The sequence below is a fragment of the Streptomyces violaceusniger Tu 4113 genome (assembly GCF_000147815.2).
Classification (GTDB): domain Bacteria; phylum Actinomycetota; class Actinomycetes; order Streptomycetales; family Streptomycetaceae; genus Streptomyces; species Streptomyces violaceusniger_A.
The window spans coordinates 8,030,347-8,048,437 of sequence record NC_015957.1; the positions used below are offsets into that span (position 1 = coordinate 8,030,347).

General features: G+C 70.3%; 16 protein-coding genes. 6 read left to right on the forward strand and 10 right to left on the reverse strand.

The genetic code is table 11. The features are described from left to right. The first annotated feature begins 69 nt into the window (after positions 1–69). Entirely contained in the window at positions 70–1,062 is a 993-nt protein-coding gene (locus STRVI_RS32790; RefSeq protein ID WP_014059864.1) for a COX15/CtaA family protein, read from the forward strand. On the opposite strand, the gene STRVI_RS32795 is transcribed toward STRVI_RS32790, so the two are convergent. The 3 genes from STRVI_RS32795 to STRVI_RS32805 all read right to left on the reverse strand — a co-directional run bounded on the left by STRVI_RS32795 (position 1,032) and on the right by STRVI_RS32805 (position 3,656). Beyond that, the gene (locus tag STRVI_RS32795) at positions 1,032–2,168 is read right to left on the reverse strand and encodes a hypothetical protein (protein ID WP_014059865.1); all 1,137 of its coding nucleotides are present in this window, start codon (positions 2,166–2,168) and stop codon (positions 1,032–1,034) included. The genes STRVI_RS32790 and STRVI_RS32795 overlap by 31 nt on opposite strands. A gap of 84 nt (positions 2,169–2,252) precedes the next feature. Then, positions 2,253–2,681, reverse strand: coding sequence for a hypothetical protein (locus STRVI_RS32800; protein ID WP_014059866.1), 429 nt, complete (start codon positions 2,679–2,681; stop codon positions 2,253–2,255). A gap of 24 nt (positions 2,682–2,705) precedes the next feature. Beyond that, entirely contained in the window at positions 2,706–3,656 is a 951-nt protein-coding gene (locus STRVI_RS32805; protein ID WP_043236916.1) for a heme o synthase, read from the reverse strand. Between the two features lie 405 nt (positions 3,657–4,061). Between STRVI_RS32805 and tkt the strand changes: the two genes are divergently transcribed. The 5 genes from tkt to pgl are packed head-to-tail and all read left to right on the forward strand — an operon-like array spanning position 4,062 to position 10,756. After that, complete coding sequence (tkt, locus tag STRVI_RS32810) at positions 4,062–6,140, forward strand: transketolase (protein WP_014059868.1); 2,079 nt, start codon at positions 4,062–4,064, stop codon at positions 6,138–6,140. Positions 6,141–6,185: 45 nt separating this feature from the next. Continuing rightward, positions 6,186–7,304, forward strand: coding sequence for a transaldolase (tal, locus tag STRVI_RS32815; protein WP_014059869.1), 1,119 nt, complete (start codon positions 6,186–6,188; stop codon positions 7,302–7,304). 4 nt (positions 7,305–7,308) lie between these two features. Further along, a complete protein-coding gene (gene zwf, locus STRVI_RS32820) occupies positions 7,309–8,832 on the forward strand; it encodes a glucose-6-phosphate dehydrogenase (RefSeq protein WP_014059870.1) in 1,524 nt (507 codons plus the stop codon). Further along, positions 8,829–9,977: a glucose-6-phosphate dehydrogenase assembly protein OpcA gene (opcA, locus tag STRVI_RS32825; protein ID WP_014059871.1), complete on the forward strand. Its 1,149-nt coding sequence runs from the start codon at positions 8,829–8,831 to the stop codon at positions 9,975–9,977. The genes zwf and opcA overlap by 4 nt, the downstream gene beginning before the upstream one ends. Next, positions 9,974–10,756: a 6-phosphogluconolactonase gene (gene pgl, locus STRVI_RS32830; protein ID WP_014059872.1), complete on the forward strand. Its 783-nt coding sequence runs from the start codon at positions 9,974–9,976 to the stop codon at positions 10,754–10,756. The genes opcA and pgl overlap by 4 nt, the downstream gene beginning before the upstream one ends. 130 nt (positions 10,757–10,886) lie before the next feature. Here pgl and pgi read toward each other — a convergent pair whose 3' ends face one another. From pgi to gap, 7 genes are all read right to left on the reverse strand, one after another. Beyond that, on the reverse strand, positions 10,887–12,539 hold the full coding sequence (gene pgi, locus STRVI_RS32835; protein WP_043240589.1) for a glucose-6-phosphate isomerase: 1,653 nt from the start codon (positions 12,537–12,539) through the stop codon (positions 10,887–10,889). A 50-nt stretch (positions 12,540–12,589) separates the two neighbouring features. Further along, positions 12,590–13,828, reverse strand: coding sequence for an MFS transporter (locus STRVI_RS32840; protein WP_014059874.1), 1,239 nt, complete (start codon positions 13,826–13,828; stop codon positions 12,590–12,592). 152 nt (positions 13,829–13,980) lie between these two features. Next, on the reverse strand, positions 13,981–14,316 hold the full coding sequence (locus STRVI_RS32845; protein ID WP_009718803.1) for an RNA polymerase-binding protein RbpA: 336 nt from the start codon (positions 14,314–14,316) through the stop codon (positions 13,981–13,983). A gap of 216 nt (positions 14,317–14,532) precedes the next feature. Then, positions 14,533–14,760 (reverse strand): preprotein translocase subunit SecG, encoded by a 228-nt coding sequence (gene secG, locus STRVI_RS32850; protein ID WP_014059875.1) that lies wholly within the window; start codon positions 14,758–14,760, stop codon positions 14,533–14,535. A gap of 113 nt (positions 14,761–14,873) precedes the next feature. Continuing rightward, on the reverse strand, positions 14,874–15,650 hold the full coding sequence (tpiA, locus tag STRVI_RS32855; RefSeq protein ID WP_014059876.1) for a triose-phosphate isomerase: 777 nt from the start codon (positions 15,648–15,650) through the stop codon (positions 14,874–14,876). Between the two features lie 5 nt (positions 15,651–15,655). Further along, on the reverse strand, positions 15,656–16,858 hold the full coding sequence (locus STRVI_RS32860; RefSeq protein WP_014059877.1) for a phosphoglycerate kinase: 1,203 nt from the start codon (positions 16,856–16,858) through the stop codon (positions 15,656–15,658). A gap of 82 nt (positions 16,859–16,940) precedes the next feature. Beyond that, complete coding sequence (gap, locus tag STRVI_RS32865) at positions 16,941–17,945, reverse strand: type I glyceraldehyde-3-phosphate dehydrogenase (protein ID WP_014059878.1); 1,005 nt, start codon at positions 17,943–17,945, stop codon at positions 16,941–16,943. Positions 17,946–18,091: the final 146 nt, after the last annotated feature.

An 18,091-nucleotide genomic window follows, 5' to 3' on the forward strand; every position in this document is an offset into this window, starting at 1 on the left:
CGAGCTGCGGCTTTACCGAAGCACTACCCCTCGTGAAAAGCTGCACAAGCGGCGGCCTACGATGGGTGCGTGCCGAATTCGCTGAATCCGTTCGAGCTGATCGCCCGACGCTGGCAGCCCTCCGCGCGCTTCGTGCAGCAGGCCGCGCTGGCCACCGTGGTGATGGCCGTGGTCATCGTCGTGACCGGTGGCGCGGTCCGGCTCACCCAGTCCGGGCTGGGCTGTGACACCTGGCCCAAGTGCACCTCCGGCAGCCTGACGCCGACCTCCGACATGGGCATCCACAGCTACATCGAGTTCGGCAACCGCATCCTGACGTACGTCCTGTGCGCCGTCATCGGACTGCTGATCATCGCCGCCCGCGCCCGTACGCCCGTGCGCACCTCGCTGACCCGGCTCGGCTGGGCCCAGTTCTGGATCGTCATGGGCAACGCCGTGGTCGGCGGCATCACGGTGCTCACCGGGCTCAACCCGTACATCGTCAGCTCGCACTTCCTGCTGTCCTCCACGCTGCTCACGGTCGCCGTGGCGACCTGGTGGCGGGCGCGCGAGGGCGACGCCGAGCCGCGCGATCTCGTGGCCGTGCCGGTGCGCCAGCTCACCCGGCTGCTGATCGCCGCCACCGGCGCGCTCATCGTCATCGGCACCGTGGTCACCGGCGCGGGTCCGCATGCCGGTGACGCCCGTAAGGTGCACCGCATCCCGCTGAACTGGCAGGAGATCACCCAGCTCCACGTGGACTTCGTCTACATCGTGCTGGGCCTCACCGTCGCCCTGTGGTTCACGCTGCGGGCCGTGAAGGCCCCGGCCGCCCAGCGCCGTACGGTCCTGGAGCTCCTCGTCGTCCTGCTCCTGCAGGGCGTGGTCGGGTACGTGCAGTACTTCACCCATCTGCCAGAGATCGTCGTCGGCATCCATATGCTCGGCTCCTGCCTGGTGTGGATCGCGGTGCTGCGGGTGCTGCTCGCCCAGCGCGAGCGCGCCGCGCTTCCGGCGGCCGTCCCCGGCCCCACGGGCGACCACGAGACCGTTCAGCCCGAGCCGGCCGCGTCCAGCCGGTAGACGCGGCGCGCGGTCCCGGCCGCGACCAGCCCGGCGATCCGCTGGGCCTCGGCCCGGGTGCAGATCTCCTCGCCGACCCACTCGTCCGCGAGCCGGGCCATGGCCTGGCCGAACAGCCGGGACGCGGTCACATACAGCTCGGGCAGCCCCCGTGCGCCCGTCGAGAAGAGCAGCTTGCCGAACGGCGCCTCGCCCAGGGTCTCCCCGGGCCGCGGCCCGGCGTCCGCGTAGACATGTGGGAAGGCCGCGGCGAGCTGGGCCGCCCGGCGGTGGTGCGGCCGGTCGGGCAGCAGCACCAGATCGGTGCCGAAGCCCGCCGTGGCGCGCAGGAAGCCGAGGAGCGACTGCGGATCGGCGCAGTGAAGCTGCACCGGAAGGCCCGTCGCGACGGCGCTCCACAGCAGATGCTGGGCGAGCGCGGGGTCTGGGGCACGGTCCCGGGCCGGACGTACGGTGAGCGCGAGCCAGCGGGCGGCGGCGCGCCGGACCTCACGCGGATCGGGCGGCAGCTCGTCGCAGAAGGCGATCCCCATGGCGAAGGCGGTCGCGTGCTGGGCCGCCGCGTACAGCGCCTCGGCGGTGTTGCCGATGAAGGCGTCGACCGTGCCGGAGGTGTCGGCGACCTGCTCGGCCAGCGGCTCCAGGCGGACCACCTCATGGACCGCGCCGTCGGCGGTCGCGGCCAGTTCCCCGGCGGTGCTGAGGTTGTCCCGGGCGCCGGACTCCAGCAGGAAGGTGCCGATACCGGCGCCCCGCAGCAGCAGCCGCGCGGCACGGTAGGCGCCCAGCTCACGGCGGCGGGCGAGATAGCTGACGGGCGCACAGTGGGGCTCCATGCCCAGCAGCGGGGGGCACCAGCGGCGCACGGCCAGACCGGTCCAGCTATCGAAGAAGGTGGTGCCGGCCGGGGCCGCGCCGGAGCCGGCGGCGGCCGCCAGATGGGTTTCGAACGAGCCGACGCCGAGCTCACCGTCGACCGTGCCGTGGCTGTGCTGGTCGACCAAGGGCGGCAGCGTGATCGGGCCCGCCACCGGGCCCGGCCCGTCCCGGGGGACCGGGCCGGTCGGCGGGCCCAGGGTGTTCGGGGAGTCCGTCGCCTCGTGCATCGCCGCCGCCTCTCGCCCTCCGGCATCGACGGGCTTAACGGACGGAAGGGGTGCGAGGTGTCGCCGGACCCGTTCTCAGGCGTTCTACGAGGCGGGTGCCGGAGGGTTGCCGGGTCCGCCGAGCTGGATGCCCGCCATGCGCGCCCACTCGTACGGACCGGTGCGGACCTTCGCGGCGAGCTCGCCGTCGAAGGCGTCCTGGAGGGTCAGCCCGGCGATCTCGGCCGCACGCCGCGCGCTCTCCTGGGAGGGGGCGACGAGAACGCCCCATTCGCCATCCGCGCCGACGAGTGCGATCCGGACGGAGCCGCGCCCGATGTGGGCGATCTGCCCCTCGGCGCCGCCGCCGTGGCCGGTGGCGAAGGCCGTGATCTGGCGGGCGAGCCGCTCGGCCCGCTTCTCGTCCTTGGAGGGCTTGGCGGGCTTGGACGGCTTGGACGCTGCGGCCGGCGCGGAGGGCTGTGCGGCCGACTCGCCGCTGTCCGTCGGTTCCGGCTGGGTGGTGTCTGCCATACAGCCGATGCTACCCGCCGGTAATCACCGCAGGAAAGGGTCCACGGCCACGGCGACGAACAGCAGCGACACATAGGTGATCGACCAGTGGAACAGCCGCATCTCCTTGAGCTTCGCGCCCATGATCCCGGCCTTGGCGCGCCCCTGGAGGGCGTGTGCCTCCTTGAGCCAGAACCCGCCCAGCACCGCCGCGACGACCGGGTAGAACCAGCCGGTGTAGCCCAGCGGCCACAGCAGCAGGGAGACGATGACCATGGCCCAGCTATAGAGGACGATCTGCTTGGCGACCACCTTGTTGCCCGCGATGACCGGCAGCATCGGCACGTTGGCCCGCTCGTAGTCCTCCTTGACCTTCATCGACAGCGGCCAGTAGTGCGGCGGCGTCCAGAAGAAGATCACGAGGAAGAGGATGACGGCGGCCCAGGAGACCTCGTTGGTCACCGAGGACCAGCCGATGAGCACGGGCATGCAGCCGGCGATGCCGCCCCACACGATGTTCTGCGAGGTGCGCCGCTTGAGCCACATCGTGTAGATGACGACGTAGAAGACCAGCGCACCGAGCGACAGCATCGCGGACAGCGGGTTGACCAGCGCCCAGAACCAGGCCGTCGACACCGCCGCGAGCGCGAAGGCGAAGACGAGGCATTCACGCGGCGAGACCATGCCGGTCACGAGCGGGCGCTGCGCGGTGCGCTCCATCAGCGCGTCGATGTCCCGGTCGTAATACATGTTGAACGCGGCCGCACCACCGGCCGACAGATAACCGCCGACACAGGTCTTGACCACCAGCCACAGATCCGGGACGCCCTGGGCGGCCAGGAACATGACCGGCACGGTCGTCATCAGCAGCAGTTCGATGACGCGCGGCTTCGTCAGCGCCACGAACGCCATGACACGGGCCCCGAACGGCCGGTGACCGGAGCTCGTTTCGCTCGTCTCGAGCACCCCCGCAGGACGGGATTCGACGGCCGTCACGCACACCCCTGGTGGAAGCAAGAACCAGCAAGCACCGGACATGAAGAGCCGGTAAAGACTTGCGCGTACCACGCCACTCTAGACGTAGCGGATACGCCGCCCGCCGCCGGGGTCCCTCGTGTTGAAGGGGCACCGCAAGGCACTCGCAAGGCACCCGCAAGGCGCCCGTAAGGCGGCCACGCCCGGCGGACGACGGGCCGGGCAAGGCCCGGAACGGCGCCTTCCGCAGGGTCCGGGACGCCGTCCGGACGGGCCCCGGAGGGAATGCGGCCACCTCGGAATTCGTTCCTTATCCCGTTGAGTGGAACTCGAAAAGATGACCGTTGTTCCAGGGGTAGGCTCGACATCGCCGGTGCACATACGGTCACCGGATTTCGACATTGTGGAGAGGAGCCCTGACTCAGGGTGAGCACCAAGCCGACTACCACAGACCTCGAGTGGACCGATCTGGACCGGCAGGCCGTCGACACGACCCGGGTCCTGGCCATGGACTCCGTACAGAAGGTCGGTAACGGCCACCCTGGCACGGCCATGAGCCTCGCGCCCGCCGCGTACCTGCTCTTCCAGAAGCTGATGCGGCACGACCCGTCCGACGCGGACTGGACGGGCCGCGACCGCTTCGTGCTGTCTCCGGGGCACACCAGCCTCACCCTCTACGTCCAGCTCTACCTGGCGGGCTTCGGGCTGGAGCTCGAGGATCTGCGGTCGTTCCGCACCTGGGGCAGCAAGACCCCGGGCCACCCGGAGTACGGCCACACCACCGGTGTCGAGACCACCACCGGCCCCCTGGGCCAGGGCATCGCCAACGCGGTGGGCATGGCGATGGCCGCCCGCTACGAGCGTGGCCTGTTCGACCCGGAGGCGCCCGAGGGCGCCTCTCCGTTCGACCACACCATCTGGGCCATCGTCTCCGACGGCGACCTGGAGGAGGGCATCTCTGCCGAGGCGTCCTCGCTGGCCGGCCACCAGAAGCTGGGCAACATCGTCGCCCTGTACGACGACAACCACATCTCGATCGAGGGCGACACCGCGACCGCGCTCTCCGAGGACGTGCTGAAGCGCTACGAGGCGTACGGCTGGCACGTCCAGCGCATCGAGCAGGCCGAGACCGGCGACTTCGACATCCACGCGCTGTACGCGGCGCTCAAGGCGGCGCAGGCCGAGACCGAGCGCCCCTCGATCATCGCGGCCCGTACGATCATCGCCTGGCCCGCCCCGAACGCGCAGAACACCGAGGCGTCGCACGGCTCGGCGCTCGGCGCCGACGAGGTCGCCGCCACCAAGCGCGTCCTCGGCTTCGACCCCGAGCAGCACTTCGCGGTCGAGACGGACGTCATCAACCACACCCGCGCCCTGGTCGACCGCGGCCGCGAGGCGCACGCCGCCTGGGACAAGAAGGTCCAGGAGTGGCGGAACGCCAACCCCGAGCGGGCCGCCCTGTTCGACCGGATCACCGCGGGCGAGCTGCCCGAGGGCTGGGAGTCCGTGCTGCCGGTCTTCGAGCCGGGCAAGGACGTCGCCACCCGTAAGGCGTCCGGCCAGGTGCTCAAGGCGCTCGGCGGGGTGCTCCCCGAGCTGTGGGGCGGCTCCGCCGACCTCGCGGGCTCCAACAACACCACGATCGACGCGTCCTCGTCCTTCCTCCCGAAGGGCAACCCGCTGCCGGAGGCCGACCCGTACGGCCGCACCGTGCACTTCGGCATCCGCGAGCACGCCATGGGCTCGACCATGAACGGCATCGCGCTGCACGGCAACACCCGTGTCTACGGCGGCACCTTCCTGGTCTTCTCCGACTACATGCGCCCGGCCGTCCGGCTCGCCGCGCTGATGAAGCTGCCGGTCACCTACGTGTGGACGCACGACTCCATCGGCCTCGGCGAGGACGGCCCGACCCACCAGCCGGTGGAGCACCTCTCGGTGCTGCGCGCCATCCCGGGCCTGAACGTCGTCCGCCCGGCCGACGCCAACGAGACGGCCATCGCCTGGCGCGAGATCACCCGCCGCCACAGCGAAAACCCGGCTCCGCACGGCCTCGCGCTGACCCGGCAGAACGTGCCGACCTACGAGGCCAGTGAGGACGCCGCCAAGGGCGGTTACGTCCTCTTCGAGGCCGAGGGCGGCCGGCCGCAGGTCATCCTCATCGGCACCGGTTCCGAGGTGCAGCTCGCCGTGGAGGCGCGTGAGCAGCTCCAGGCCGCCGGGATTCCGACCCGCGTCGTGTCAATGCCCTCGGTCGAGTGGTTCGAGGAGCAGGACAGGGGGTACCGGGAGACAGTGCTGCCGCCGTCCGTCAAGGCCCGCGTGGCCGTCGAGGCGGGTATCGGCCTGACCTGGTACCGCTACGTCGGCGAAGCCGGCCGCATCGTCTCGCTGGAGCACTTCGGCGCCTCCGCCGACTACAAGGTGCTCTTCCGGGAGTTCGGCCTCACCGCCGAGGCCGTGGTCACCGCCGCCCGCGAGTCTCTCGACGCCGCCGGGCGCTGACACCCCGCAGACGACTTAGTAGCGACGAGTAGGAGAACACACCCCATGACAGACGCACTCAAGCGGCTGGCCGACGAAGGCGTCGCGATCTGGCTCGACGACCTCTCCCGCAAGAGGATCACCTCCGGCAACCTGGCCGAGCTGATCGACCAGCAGCATGTCGTAGGCGTCACCACCAACCCGTCGATCTTCCAGAAGGCGATCTCCAGCGGTGAGGGCTACCAGCAGCAGGTGGCCGACCTCGCGGTCCGGGGGCTCACCGTCGAGGAAGCCGTCCGCATGATCACCACGGCGGACGTCCGCGACGCGGCCGACATCCTCCGGCCGGTCTACGACGCGACGGGCGGGCAGGACGGCCGGGTCTCCATCGAGGTCGACCCGCGCCTGGCCCACAACACGGCCGCCACCATCGCCGAGGCCAAGCAGCTCGCCTGGCTGGTGGACCGGCCCAACACCTTCATCAAGATCCCGGCGACCGAGGCGGGGCTGCCCGCGATCACCGAGGTGATCGGCCTGGGCATCAGCGTCAATGTCACGCTGATCTTCTCCCTGGAGCGGTACCGCGCGGTCATGGACGCCTTCCTGACCGGTCTGGAGAAGGCCAAGGCCGCGGGCCTGGACCTGCAGAAGATCCACTCGGTGGCGTCCTTCTTCGTCTCCCGCGTGGACACCGAGATCGACAAGCGCATCGACAAGCTCGGCACCGATGAGGCCAAGGCGCTGCGCGGCAAGGCCGCCATCGCCAACGCCCGCCTCGCGTACCAGGCGTACGAGGAGGTCTTCAGCTCCGACCGCTGGGCCGCCCTGGACCGGGCGAACGCCAACAAGCAGCGTCCGCTGTGGGCCTCGACCGGCGTCAAGGACCCGGCGTACAAGGACACCATGTACGTCGAGGAGCTGGTCGCCCCCGGCACCGTCAACACCATGCCGGAGGCCACCCTGGAGGCGGTCGCCGACCACGGCGAGATCCGCGGCGACACCGTGCGCGGCACCTACGAGCAGGCCAAGGCCGACATCGACGCGCTGGCCGGGATCGGGATCTCCTACGACGAGGTCGTTAAGGTCCTGGAAGACGAGGGCGTCGAGAAGTTCGAGTCCTCCTGGAACGACCTGCTGAAGTCCACCGAGGCGGAGCTCAAGCGCCTCGCACCCTCGGAGGCGTGAAACCGTGACCAGCAGCAATCCGCTGCGTGACCCACGAGACCGACGGCTCCCGCGCATCGCGGGGCCGTCCGGCCTCGTGATCTTCGGCGTCACGGGCGATCTGTCCCGTAAGAAGTTGATGCCCGCCATCTACGACCTGGCCAACCGCGGGCTGCTGCCGCCCGGCTTCTCGCTGGTCGGCTTCGCCCGCCGCGACTGGGAGGACGAGGACTTCTCCCAGGTCGTGCACGACGCGGTCAAGGAGCACGCGCGGACCCCGTTCCGCGAGGAGGTCTGGCAGCAGCTCGCCGAGGGGTTCCGCTTCGTACCCGGCTCGTTCTCCGACGACGAGGCGTTCACGACCCTGCGGGCGACCATAGAGGAGCTCGACAAGGCGCGCGGCACCGGCGGGAACTTCGCCTTCTATCTGTCGGTCCCGCCGAAGTTCTTCCCCACCGTCGTCCAGCAGCTCAAGAAGCACGGGCTGTCGCAGGGCCAGGGCGACTCCTGGCGGCGCGCCGTCATCGAGAAGCCCTTCGGCCACGACCTGAAGAGCGCCCAGGAGCTCAACCAGGTCGTCCACGAGGTCTTCCGGCCCGGCGATGTCTTCCGGATCGACCACTACCTGGGCAAGGAGACGGTCCAGAACATCATGGCGCTGCGCTTCGCCAACACGATGTTCGAGCCGATCTGGAACCGGTCGTACGTCGACCATGTGCAGATCACCATGGCCGAGGACATCGGCATCGGCGGGCGCGCGGGCTACTACGACGGCATCGGCGCGGCCCGTGACGTCATCCAGAACCACCTGCTGCAGCTCCTCGCACTGACCGCCATGGAGGAGCCCGCCTCCTTCGGGGCGTCCTCCCTGGTCACCGAGAAGCTGAAGGCGCTCCGGGCGGTCAAGCTGCCCAAGGACCTGGGCAAGCACACGGTCCGCGGGCAGTACGCCCCCGGCTGGCAGGGCGGCCAGGAGGTGCACGGCTATCTCGAGGAGGAGGGCATCGACCCCCACTCGAAGACCGACACCTACGCCGCGATCAAGCTGGAGATCGACAACCGCCGCTGGGCGGGTGTCCCCTTCTACCTGCGCGCCGGCAAGCGGCTGGGGCGGCGGGTCACCGAGATCGCGGTGGTCTTCCAGCGCGCCCCGCACTCCCCCTTCGATGCCACCGACACCCAGGAGCTCGGGCAGAACGCCCTGGTCATCCGGGTGCAGCCGGACGAGGGCGTCACCATCCGGTTCGGCTCCAAGGTGCCCGGCACCTCCATGGAGATCCGGGACGTGACGATGGACTTCCAGTACGGCGAGTCCTTCACCGAGTCCAGCCCCGAGGCGTACGAGCGGCTGCTGCTCGATGTCCTGCTGGGCGAGGCGAACCTCTTCCCCCGCCATGAGGAGGTCGAGCAGTCCTGGCGGATCCTCGACCCGATCGAGGAGTACTGGGAGAAGCACGGCAGGCCCGAGCAGTACACGGCCGGGACCTGGGGGCCGAAAGCCGCGGACGAGATGCTCGCACGAGACGGACGGAGCTGGCGGCGGCCATGAACATCGATCTCACGGACACCACGTCCAGCCGGATCAACTCCGCTCTGATCCAGGCGCGCCGGTCCACCGGTACGCCGGCCGTGGGCATGGTGCTGACCCTCGTCATCGTCACCGACGAGGGCAATCACTACGACGCGCTGCGGGCGGCGAGCGACGCGTCCAAGGAACACCCCTCGCGCATCCTGGTCGTCATCAAGCGGCCCGGCCGGTCGCCGCGCGACCGCAAGATCGCCCGGATGGACGCCGAGGTGCGGGTCGGCGGCGAGACCGGTACCGGCGAGACGGTGCTGCTGCGGCTGCACGGCGAGCTCGCCAACCACGCCTACTCGGTGGTCCTGCCCCTGCTGCTGCCGGACGCCCCGGTGGTGGTGTGGTGGCCGGAGGACGCCCCCGAGCACCCCAGCGAGGACCTGCTCGGACAGCTCGCCCAGCGCCGGATCACCGACGCCCAGGCCACCGAGGACCCGGTCGCGGCCCTCGGGCTGCGGGCCGCGACCTACACCCCGGGCGACACCGATCTGGCCTGGACCCGGATCACCCCGTGGCGCAGCGTTCTGGCCGCCGCCCTGGACCAGCGGCACTCCCCGATCACCTCCGCGGTCGTCGAGGGCGAGGCGTACAACCCGAGCAGCGAGCTGCTCGCGCTGTGGCTCGCCGAGCGGCTGGGGGTGCCGGTGAACCGGCAGGTCTCGGAGGGCCCCGGGCTCACCGCGGTGCGGCTGGAGACGGCCGACGGCGTGATCTGCCTGGACCGGGCGAACGGCTCGCTGGCCGAGCTGGCGATGCCGGGCCAGCCCGACCGGCACGTGGCGCTGCAGCGGCGTGAGGTCTCGGAGCTGATCGCCGAGGAGCTGCGCCGGCTGGACCCCGACGAGATCTACGCGTCGTCGGTGAAGTTCGGCGTGAACAAGCTGGGCCAGGGCGGCGTGGGCACGCTGGAGCGGGACGCCAAGGCCGCCCCGGAGACTCAGGTGGCACCCCCGGACCGGCCGCCGCTGCCGACCCGGGACCCGGAGGCGCCGCCGGAGCATGCGCCCGGTTCGCCGAAGAACCCACCGCAGGCACCGGCACAGCCGCCGGCTCCCAAGCCTCACCCCCCGGCGAAGGCCCAGGAGCGGAAGGCGGACGGGAAGGCGGACAAGTGACCGCACCACAGGTGGTCGTCCACCGCGACAAGGAGCTGATGGCCCAGGCCGCGGCGGCCCGGCTGATCACGAAGATCGTGGACGCCCAGGCCGCCCGTGGCTCCGCCTCGGTCGTCCTGACCGGCGGGCGCAACGGCAACGGCCTGCTGGCCGCGCTCGCCGCCTCCCCGGCGCGTGACGCGGTCGACTGGTCGCGGCTGGACCTGTGGTGGGGCGATGAGCGATTCCTGCCGGAGGGCCACCCCGACCGCAATGTCACCCAGGCCCGCGAGGCGCTGCTGGACACGGTGGAGCTGGACCCGGCGCGGGTGCACGCGATGCCCGCGTCCGACGGAGCGAACGGCGGTGACGTGGACGCCGCGGCCGAGGCGTACGCCGCCGAGCTGGCCCGGGCCGCGCGGCCGGAGAACCACGGCGCGGTGCCGTCGTTCGACGTGCTGCTGCTGGGCGTCGGCCCGGACACCCATGTGGCCTCGCTCTTCCCCGAACTGCCCGCCGTCCGGGAGACCGAGCGGATGGTGGTCGGGGTGCGCGGCGCGCCCAAGCCGCCGCCCGTACGGATCTCGCTGACCCTGCCCGCGATCCGCGCGGCACAGGAGGTGTGGCTGCTGGCGGCCGGTGAGGACAAGGCGAGGGCGGTCACGATAGCCCTGTCGGGTGCCGGGGAGGTGCAGGCTCCGGCGGCCGGCGCGTACGGCCGCCGCCGCACGCTGTGGCTGCTGGACCGGGCCGCGGCGGCGGGTCTGCCGCGCGAGCTGTACCCCCCGGCGTCGCCGTAACCCTCATATCGCACACGATCCCCCGCGCGCCTCGGGCGCCCGGGGGATCGTCGCGTTTTCCCTGCTGTTCCGTGCTCTTCGTGCTGTTCGTGCTCTTCGTACTCTCCGTGCTCTTGCGCGCCTCGGGACCTCAGCGGCCGCGCAGCGAGCGGTAGGTGGCCACCAGATGCTCGGTGGAGGTGTCAAGACCCGGCACCTCGGCGCCCTCGGTCAGGGCGGGCTCGACGCGCTTGGCGAGCACCTTGCCCAGCTCCACTCCCCACTGGTCGAAGGAGTCGATGTTCCAGACGGCGCCCTGGACGAAGACCTTGTGCTCATAGAGGGCGACGAGCTGGCCCAGCACCCACGGGCTGAGCTCGGAGGCGAGGATCGTGGTGGTGGGGCGGTTGCCGGGGAAGGTCTTGTGCGGCACCAGCTCCTCGGGCACCCCCTCGGCGGCGACCTCCTCGGAGGTCTTGCCGAAGGCCAGCGCCTGGCCCTGGGCGAAGAGGTTGGCCATCAGCAGATCGTGGTGGGACTCCAGCCCGGGCGGCAGATCCTTCACCGGCCGCGCAAAGCCGATCAGATCGGCCGGGACCAGCTTGGTGCCCTGGTGGAGCAGTTGGTAATAGGCGTGCTGGCCGTTGGTGCCGGGGGTGCCCCAGACGATCGGGCCGGTCTGCCAGCGGACGGGGTTGCCGTCCCGGTCCACGGACTTGCCGTTGGACTCCATGTCGAGCTGCTGCAGATAATCGGTGAACTTCGACAGATAGTGGCTGTACGGCAGGACGGCATGCGCCTGGGCGTCGTGGAAATTGTCGTACCAGATGCCCAACAGGCCCATCAGCAGGGGGACGTTCTCCTCCGGCGGGGCGGAGGCGAAATGCTCGTCGACCAGATGGAAGCCGGCCAGCATCTCGCGGAAGCAGTCTGGGCCGATGGCGACCATCAGGGAGAGGCCGATGGCCGAGTCGAAGGAATAGCGCCCGCCGACCCAGTCCCAGAACCCGAACATGTTGTCGGTGTCGATGCCGAACTCGGCGACCTTCTCGGCATTGGTCGACACCGCCACGAAGTGCTTGGCGACGGCCTCCTCACCGGCCCGCAGGCCGGTCAGCAGCCAGTCGCGGGCGGAGAGGGCGTTGGTAATGGTCTCGACGGTGGTGAAGGTCTTGGACGCGACGATGAACAGCGTCTCGGCCGGGTCCAGGTCGCGCACCGCCTCATGCAGATCCGCGCCGTCCACATTGGAGACGAACCGGAACGTCATCGAGCGGTCGGAATAGGCGCGCAGCGCCTCGTACGCCATCTTCGGGCCCAGATCGGAGCCGCCGATGCCGATGTTGACAACGTTCTTGATCCGCTTGCCGGTGTGGCCGGTCCAGTCGCCGGACCTGATGCGGTCGGTGAAGACGGTCATCTTGGCGAGCACGGCGTGCACTTCGCCGACGACGTCCTCGTCGCCCAGCTTGATCTCCGCGGAGTGCGGTGCGCGCAGCGCGATGTGCAGCACCGCGCGGTCCTCGGTGGTGTTGATCCGCTCACCGCGGAACATGGCGTCCCGCAGCTCGGCCACCTTGGTGGCCCGCGCCAGCTCGCGCAGCAGCCGCAGGGTCTCGTCGGTCACCAGGTGCTTGGAGTAGTCGACGTGGAGATCGCCGACCTGAAGGGTGAGGCGGCGCCCGCGCTCCGGGTCGCCCGCGAACAGGTCGCGCAGATGCGCGTCGCCCAGCTCCTTGCGGTGTGCGGCCAGCGCATGCCATTCCGGCAGCTGGTCCAGCCTGGTGCGGCCTTCCATGGTCATCTCGGACATCAGCCCACTTCTCGTCGGTGCCTGGCCCCCGTGCCACCAACCTAATTGATGACGGACCGCATTCCCGGAACGAGGGCCACCACCCCGCAGACGAAGAGCGCCGCGGCCCCCAGCGCGGGGGTGTTAAGCCCCCACGCCTCGGCCATCCCCCCGCCCAGCAGCGCGCCGAGCGGGGTGCCCGCGATCGACAGGGTGCGGAAGGCGGAACTCACCCGCCCCAGTGCCCCGTCGGGGCTGCGCTGCTGCATCATCGTCACCTCGGTCACGTTCCAGACGATCCCCGCGAAGCCGAAGAGGCCCATGGCGGCGACCGCGACCGGCAGGCTCCGTATCGCCCCGAGGGCGACCAGGGCGCCGATCTGCGCGGTGCCGCACACCACGAGGGCACGGGCGCGCCCCAGTTTTTCGGTGAGCCGGGCGGCCACCAGCCCCCCGATCACACTCCCGATCCCGTACACGGTGATGACGGCCGCATAGCCGGTGTTCCCGGCGCCCAGCCAGCCGGTGATGTGCAGCACCAGGGTGGCGATGAGCGCGCCGATGCCGATATTGCACAGCGTGGTGGAGGCGCACAGCGCCCGCAGCGTCCTGTCCCGCCACAGCACGGCCAGGCCCTCGGCGATATCGCGCCGCAGCGATCCGCCCGGCGGGCGCGGGGCCCGCTGAGGGGGCGTCACCCCCAGCGAGGCGACCAGCACGGCGGCGGCGAGATAGGTGACCGCGTCCGCCGCATACGGCATCGCGGCGCCGAGGCCCAGCAGCACCGGCACCAGCGGGGCGCCCACGAACCGGCCCATGACCTCCTGCCCGGTCATCAGCCGGGCGTTGGCCCTGCCCAGCGCCTCCTGCGCGACCACCGAGGGCAGCAGCGCCGTGGCGGCGTTGTCGAACAGGGTCTGCAGCGTGGTCAAGGCGAACGCGAAGGCGAGCAGCAGCCCAATGGTGGCCTGGTCCATCCAGACCGCGACGGCGAACCCCGCCATCAGGACGGCCCGCGCGCCGTCCACCGCCCACATCACCCTGCGCTGGTCCACCCGGTCGGCGATCGCCCCGCCGATCAGCCCGAACAGCAGCCAAGGCAGAAAGCCGCAGGCGGTCACGAGCGAGACCAGCACCGGCGAATCGGTCAGCGAGACGGCCAGCAGCGGCAGCGCCGCACCCCGCAGGGCGTCCCCGAACCGGGAGACGACCGCGGCCGCCCACAGCCGCCCGAACCCCCCGCGCCACGCGGGCACCGCCGGCCTTCCGGCGCCCAGCTCACCGGCGTCCACCGCGGCCATGACGATCCCCCTATGCGTCCGCCCCCGCCCGGCGGGACGGCTCCCCCCGGAGATTCAGCACCCCACGACCGTAGCCCGCGCCACTGACAACGGCCCGGCCGCGCACCCCTCACAGGAGGTGCCCGGCCGGGCCGTCGTACCGCGTTCTGTGTCTAGATCTCGCCCCGGAGCTTGGCGAGTGCCTCGGCGAGAATCGCCTCGCCGTCGGCGTCGCTGCGCCGCTCCCGTACATACGCCAGATGCGTCTTGTACGGCTCGGTGCGCGGCGGGTCCGGCGGGTTGTCCCGGTCCTTGCCGGCCGGGAAGCCGCAGCGGGGGCAGTCCCACGTGTCAGGGATCTGCGCATCGCTGGCGAAGCTCGGCACGGTCTCATGCCCGTTCGAGCACCAGAAGGAGATGCGCAGGCGCGGCGCCGATTCGCCTCGCTCGGCCTCTCCCATCGGCCCCGCTCCGACCCGGCTTCCACGGATCGCGTTGCCACTTGCCACGGTCGTAACTCCCTGCGTGATGGTGCCGCGAAGCCTCGATTGGCAGCTTCGCCGCCCGGCGCCCCAGTCTACGTAAGGCCCAACGCGCGTCCAGTGAGAGGAGTTACACCCGTCCCCGAGGACGCCATGCCATCATAGGCCGCATATGGGCCCCGCTGACGACGGTACGTCAGTTATCGGGCGTCGGCCGGGCCCTCAGCGGGCCCCGCCGGAGCCTCAGTCGAGCTTCATCAGCAGCCCGAGCACGACGATGCAGACGAACCACAGCAGCCCGACCACCACGGTGATGCGGTCCAGGTTGCGCTCGGCGACCGAGGAGCCGCCCACCGAGGACTGCATGCCGCCACCGAACATATCGGACAGGCCGCCGCCCTTCCCCTTGTGCATGAGCACCAACATCATCAGCAGCAGGCTGAAGATGATGAGGGCGATCGAAAACCCCATGATCACAGCTGGACCAACCTTCTCGGGCTTGTACGGACGTCGGGGGCCGGACGGTGCGATTCCCACCGCCTCGACCCCCGACAGGGTACGACGACGCGCGCGCTAGGGCCTACTCACTGGTCGCGGAAACGAACGATCTTGACGAATTCGTCCGCGTCCAGCGCCGCGCCGCCGATCAGGGCGCCGTCCACATCCGGCTGGGCCATGATCGCGGCGACGTTCCCGGACTTCACCGAGCCGCCGTACTGGATCCGGACCTTGTCGGCGACCTCCTGGCCGTAGAGCTCGGCGAGCCGGCCGCGGATGGCCCCGCAGACCTCCTGGGCGTCCTCGGGGGTCGCGACCTCGCCGGTGCCGATCGCCCAGACCGGCTCGTAGGCGATCACGATGGTCTCGGCCTGCTCGGCGGGGATGTCCTTGAGACCGCCGTCCACCTGCGCGAGGGTGTGGGCGACCTGGTTGCCCGCCTTACGGACCTCAAGGCCCTCGCCGACGCACAGGATCGGGGTGAGGTCATGGCGGAAGGCCGCCTTGACCTTGGCGTTGCACAGCTCGTCGGACTCGCAGTGGTACTGGCGCCGCTCCGAGTGCCCGACGACGGCGAAGGCGCACTTGAGCTTGGCCAGCATCGGGCCGGAGATCTCGCCGGTGTAGGCGCCGGAGTCGTGCGCGGAGATGTCCTGGGCGCCGTACTTGATCTTCAACTTGTCGCCATCGACCAGGGTCTGCACCGACCGCAGATCGGTGAAGGGCGGCAGCACCGCGACCTCCACGGCCTCATAGTCCTTGTCGGTGAGCGCGAAGGCGAGCTTCTGGACGTGGGCGATGGCCTCGAGGTGGTTGAGGTTCATCTTCCAGTTGCCCGCCATCAGCGGCGTACGGTCACTCACAGTGTTCAGTCCTCCAGTGCGGCGAGGCCGGGGAGCGTCTTGCCCTCGAGGTATTCGAGGCTCGCTCCACCGCCGGTCGAGATGTGGCCGAAAGCGTTCTCGTCGAAGCCCAGGATGCGTACGGCCGCGGCGGAGTCGCCGCCGCCGACCACGGTGAAGGCCGGGCTGTCCAGGAGCGCCTGGGCCACGGCCCGGGTGCCCTCGGCGAAGTCGGGGTGCTCGAAGACGCCCATGGGGCCGTTCCAGAAGACGGTGGCCGCGTCGGCCAGCTTCGAGGCGTACAGCTTGCGGGTCTCCGGGCCGATATCCAGCCCCTGAAGATCGGCCGGGATCGCGTCCGCGGCGATGACCCGCGGGTTCGCGGGGGCCTTGGTCTTCAGGTCCGGGAATTCGGGCGCGGCCGTGACGTCGACCGGGAGCACGAACTCCACACCGCGCTCCTTGGCACGGCGCAGATAGTCCCGGACCGCCGGGACCTGGTCCTCCTGCAGCAGCGAGCGGCCGACCTCGTGGCCCTGGGCCTTGAGGAAGGTGTAGGCCATGCCGCCGCCGATCAGGATGCGGTCGGCCTTCTCCAGCAGGTGGTCGATGACGCCGAGCTTGTCGGAGACCTTGGCGCCGCCGAGGACGACCGCGTAGGGCCGCTTGACGTCCTCGGTGAGCTTCTTCAGGACCGAGAGCTCGGCGGCGATCAGCTCTCCCGCGGCGTGCGGCAGCCGGGCCGGGAGGTCGTACACGGAGGCGTGCTTACGGTGGACCGCGCCGAAGCCGTCACCCACGTAGAGGTCGGCGAGGGCGGCGAGCCGGTCGGCGAAGGCGCCGCGCTCGGCGTCGTCCTTACTGGTCTCACCGGCGTTGAACCGCAGGTTCTCCAGCAGCGCGACCTCGCCGTCGCCGAGCGCCGCCACGGTGGCCCGAGCGCTCTCGTCCACGGTGTCGGTCGCGAAGGCGACCTGCTTGCCGAGGAGTTCGCCGAGCCGCCGGGCGACGGGGGCGAGCGAGTACTGCGGGTCCGGGGCGCCCTTGGGGCGGCCCAGGTGCGAGGCGACGATCACCTTGGCGCCCCGGTCCAGGAGCTTGTTGATCGTCGGGACGGCGGCGCGGATCCGGCCGTCGTCGGTGATCGTCTCGCCGTCGAGCGGGACGTTCAGGTCGGCGCGGACGAAGACCCGCTGCCCGGCGACCTGAAGATCGTCAATCGTCTTCACAGGGATGACTCCTTGATCATGGATCGGGGCCCGCTACGACGCCGTCGTAGCGGGCCCCATTCCTGGCTCATCGGGACAGCGGTCAGAGCCGCTCGCCGACGAAGACGGTCAGGTCGACGAGGCGGTTGGAGTAGCCCCACTCGTTGTCGTACCAGCCGATGACCTTGACCTGCTTGCCCTGGGCCATGGTCAGGGAGGAGTCGAAGGTGCAGGAGGCGGGCCAGTTGACGATGTCCGAGGAGACGATCGGGTCCTCGGTGTACTCCAGGATGCCCTTGAGCTGACCCTCGGCGGCCTTCTGGAAGGCCGTGTTGATCTCGTCCTTGGTGACCTCGCGGTCGAGCTCCAGGACAAGGTCGGTGACCGAGCCGGTCGGGACCGGGACGCGCATCGCGATGCCGTCCAGCTTGCCCTTGAGCTGCGGCAGGACCAGCGCGGTGGCCTTGGCGGCACCGGTGGAGGTCGGAATGATGTTCTCCGCCGCCGCGCGGGCGCGACGCAGGTCCTTGTGCGGGAAGTCCAGGATGCGCTGGTCGTTGGTGTACGCGTGGACCGTCGTCATCATGCCCTTGACGATGCCGAAGTTCTCGTCGAGGACCTTGGCCATCGGCGCCACACAGTTGGTGGTGCAGGAGGCGTTGGAGATGACGTGCTGGTTCGCCGGGTCGTACTTCTCGTTGTTGACGCCCATCACGATCGTGATGTCCTCGTCCTTGGCGGGCGCGGAGATCAGGACCTTCTTGGCGCCTGCGGCGAGGTGCTTGGCGGCGTCCTCGCGCTTGGTGAAGATGCCGGTGGACTCCACCACGATGTCGGCGCCGAGCTCGCCCCACGGAAGGGCCGCCGGGTCGCGCTCCGCCATCGTCTTGAAGGTCTGGTTGCCCACCGTGATGGTGTCCTCGGTGTGGCTGACCTCGTGCTTCAGCCGGCCGAGGATGGTGTCGTACTTCAGCAGGTGCACCAGGGTGGCGTTATCGGTCAGGTCGTTGACACCGACGATCTCGATGTCCGCGCCCTGCTCAAGGAGCGCGCGGAAGTAGTTGCGACCGATGCGGCCAAAGCCGTTGATGCCTACGCGGATCGTCACGAACCGATCTCCTCGTTGGTATGCCGGTCTGGACGCCGGCGAACGTATATGGGATGTCCCCGACCGCCTCCGACCCTACCGCTATCACGGGACGTACGTGACATTGGCATCGGCGGCCCATGACCACCGGAAAGTGGTACGGGCCG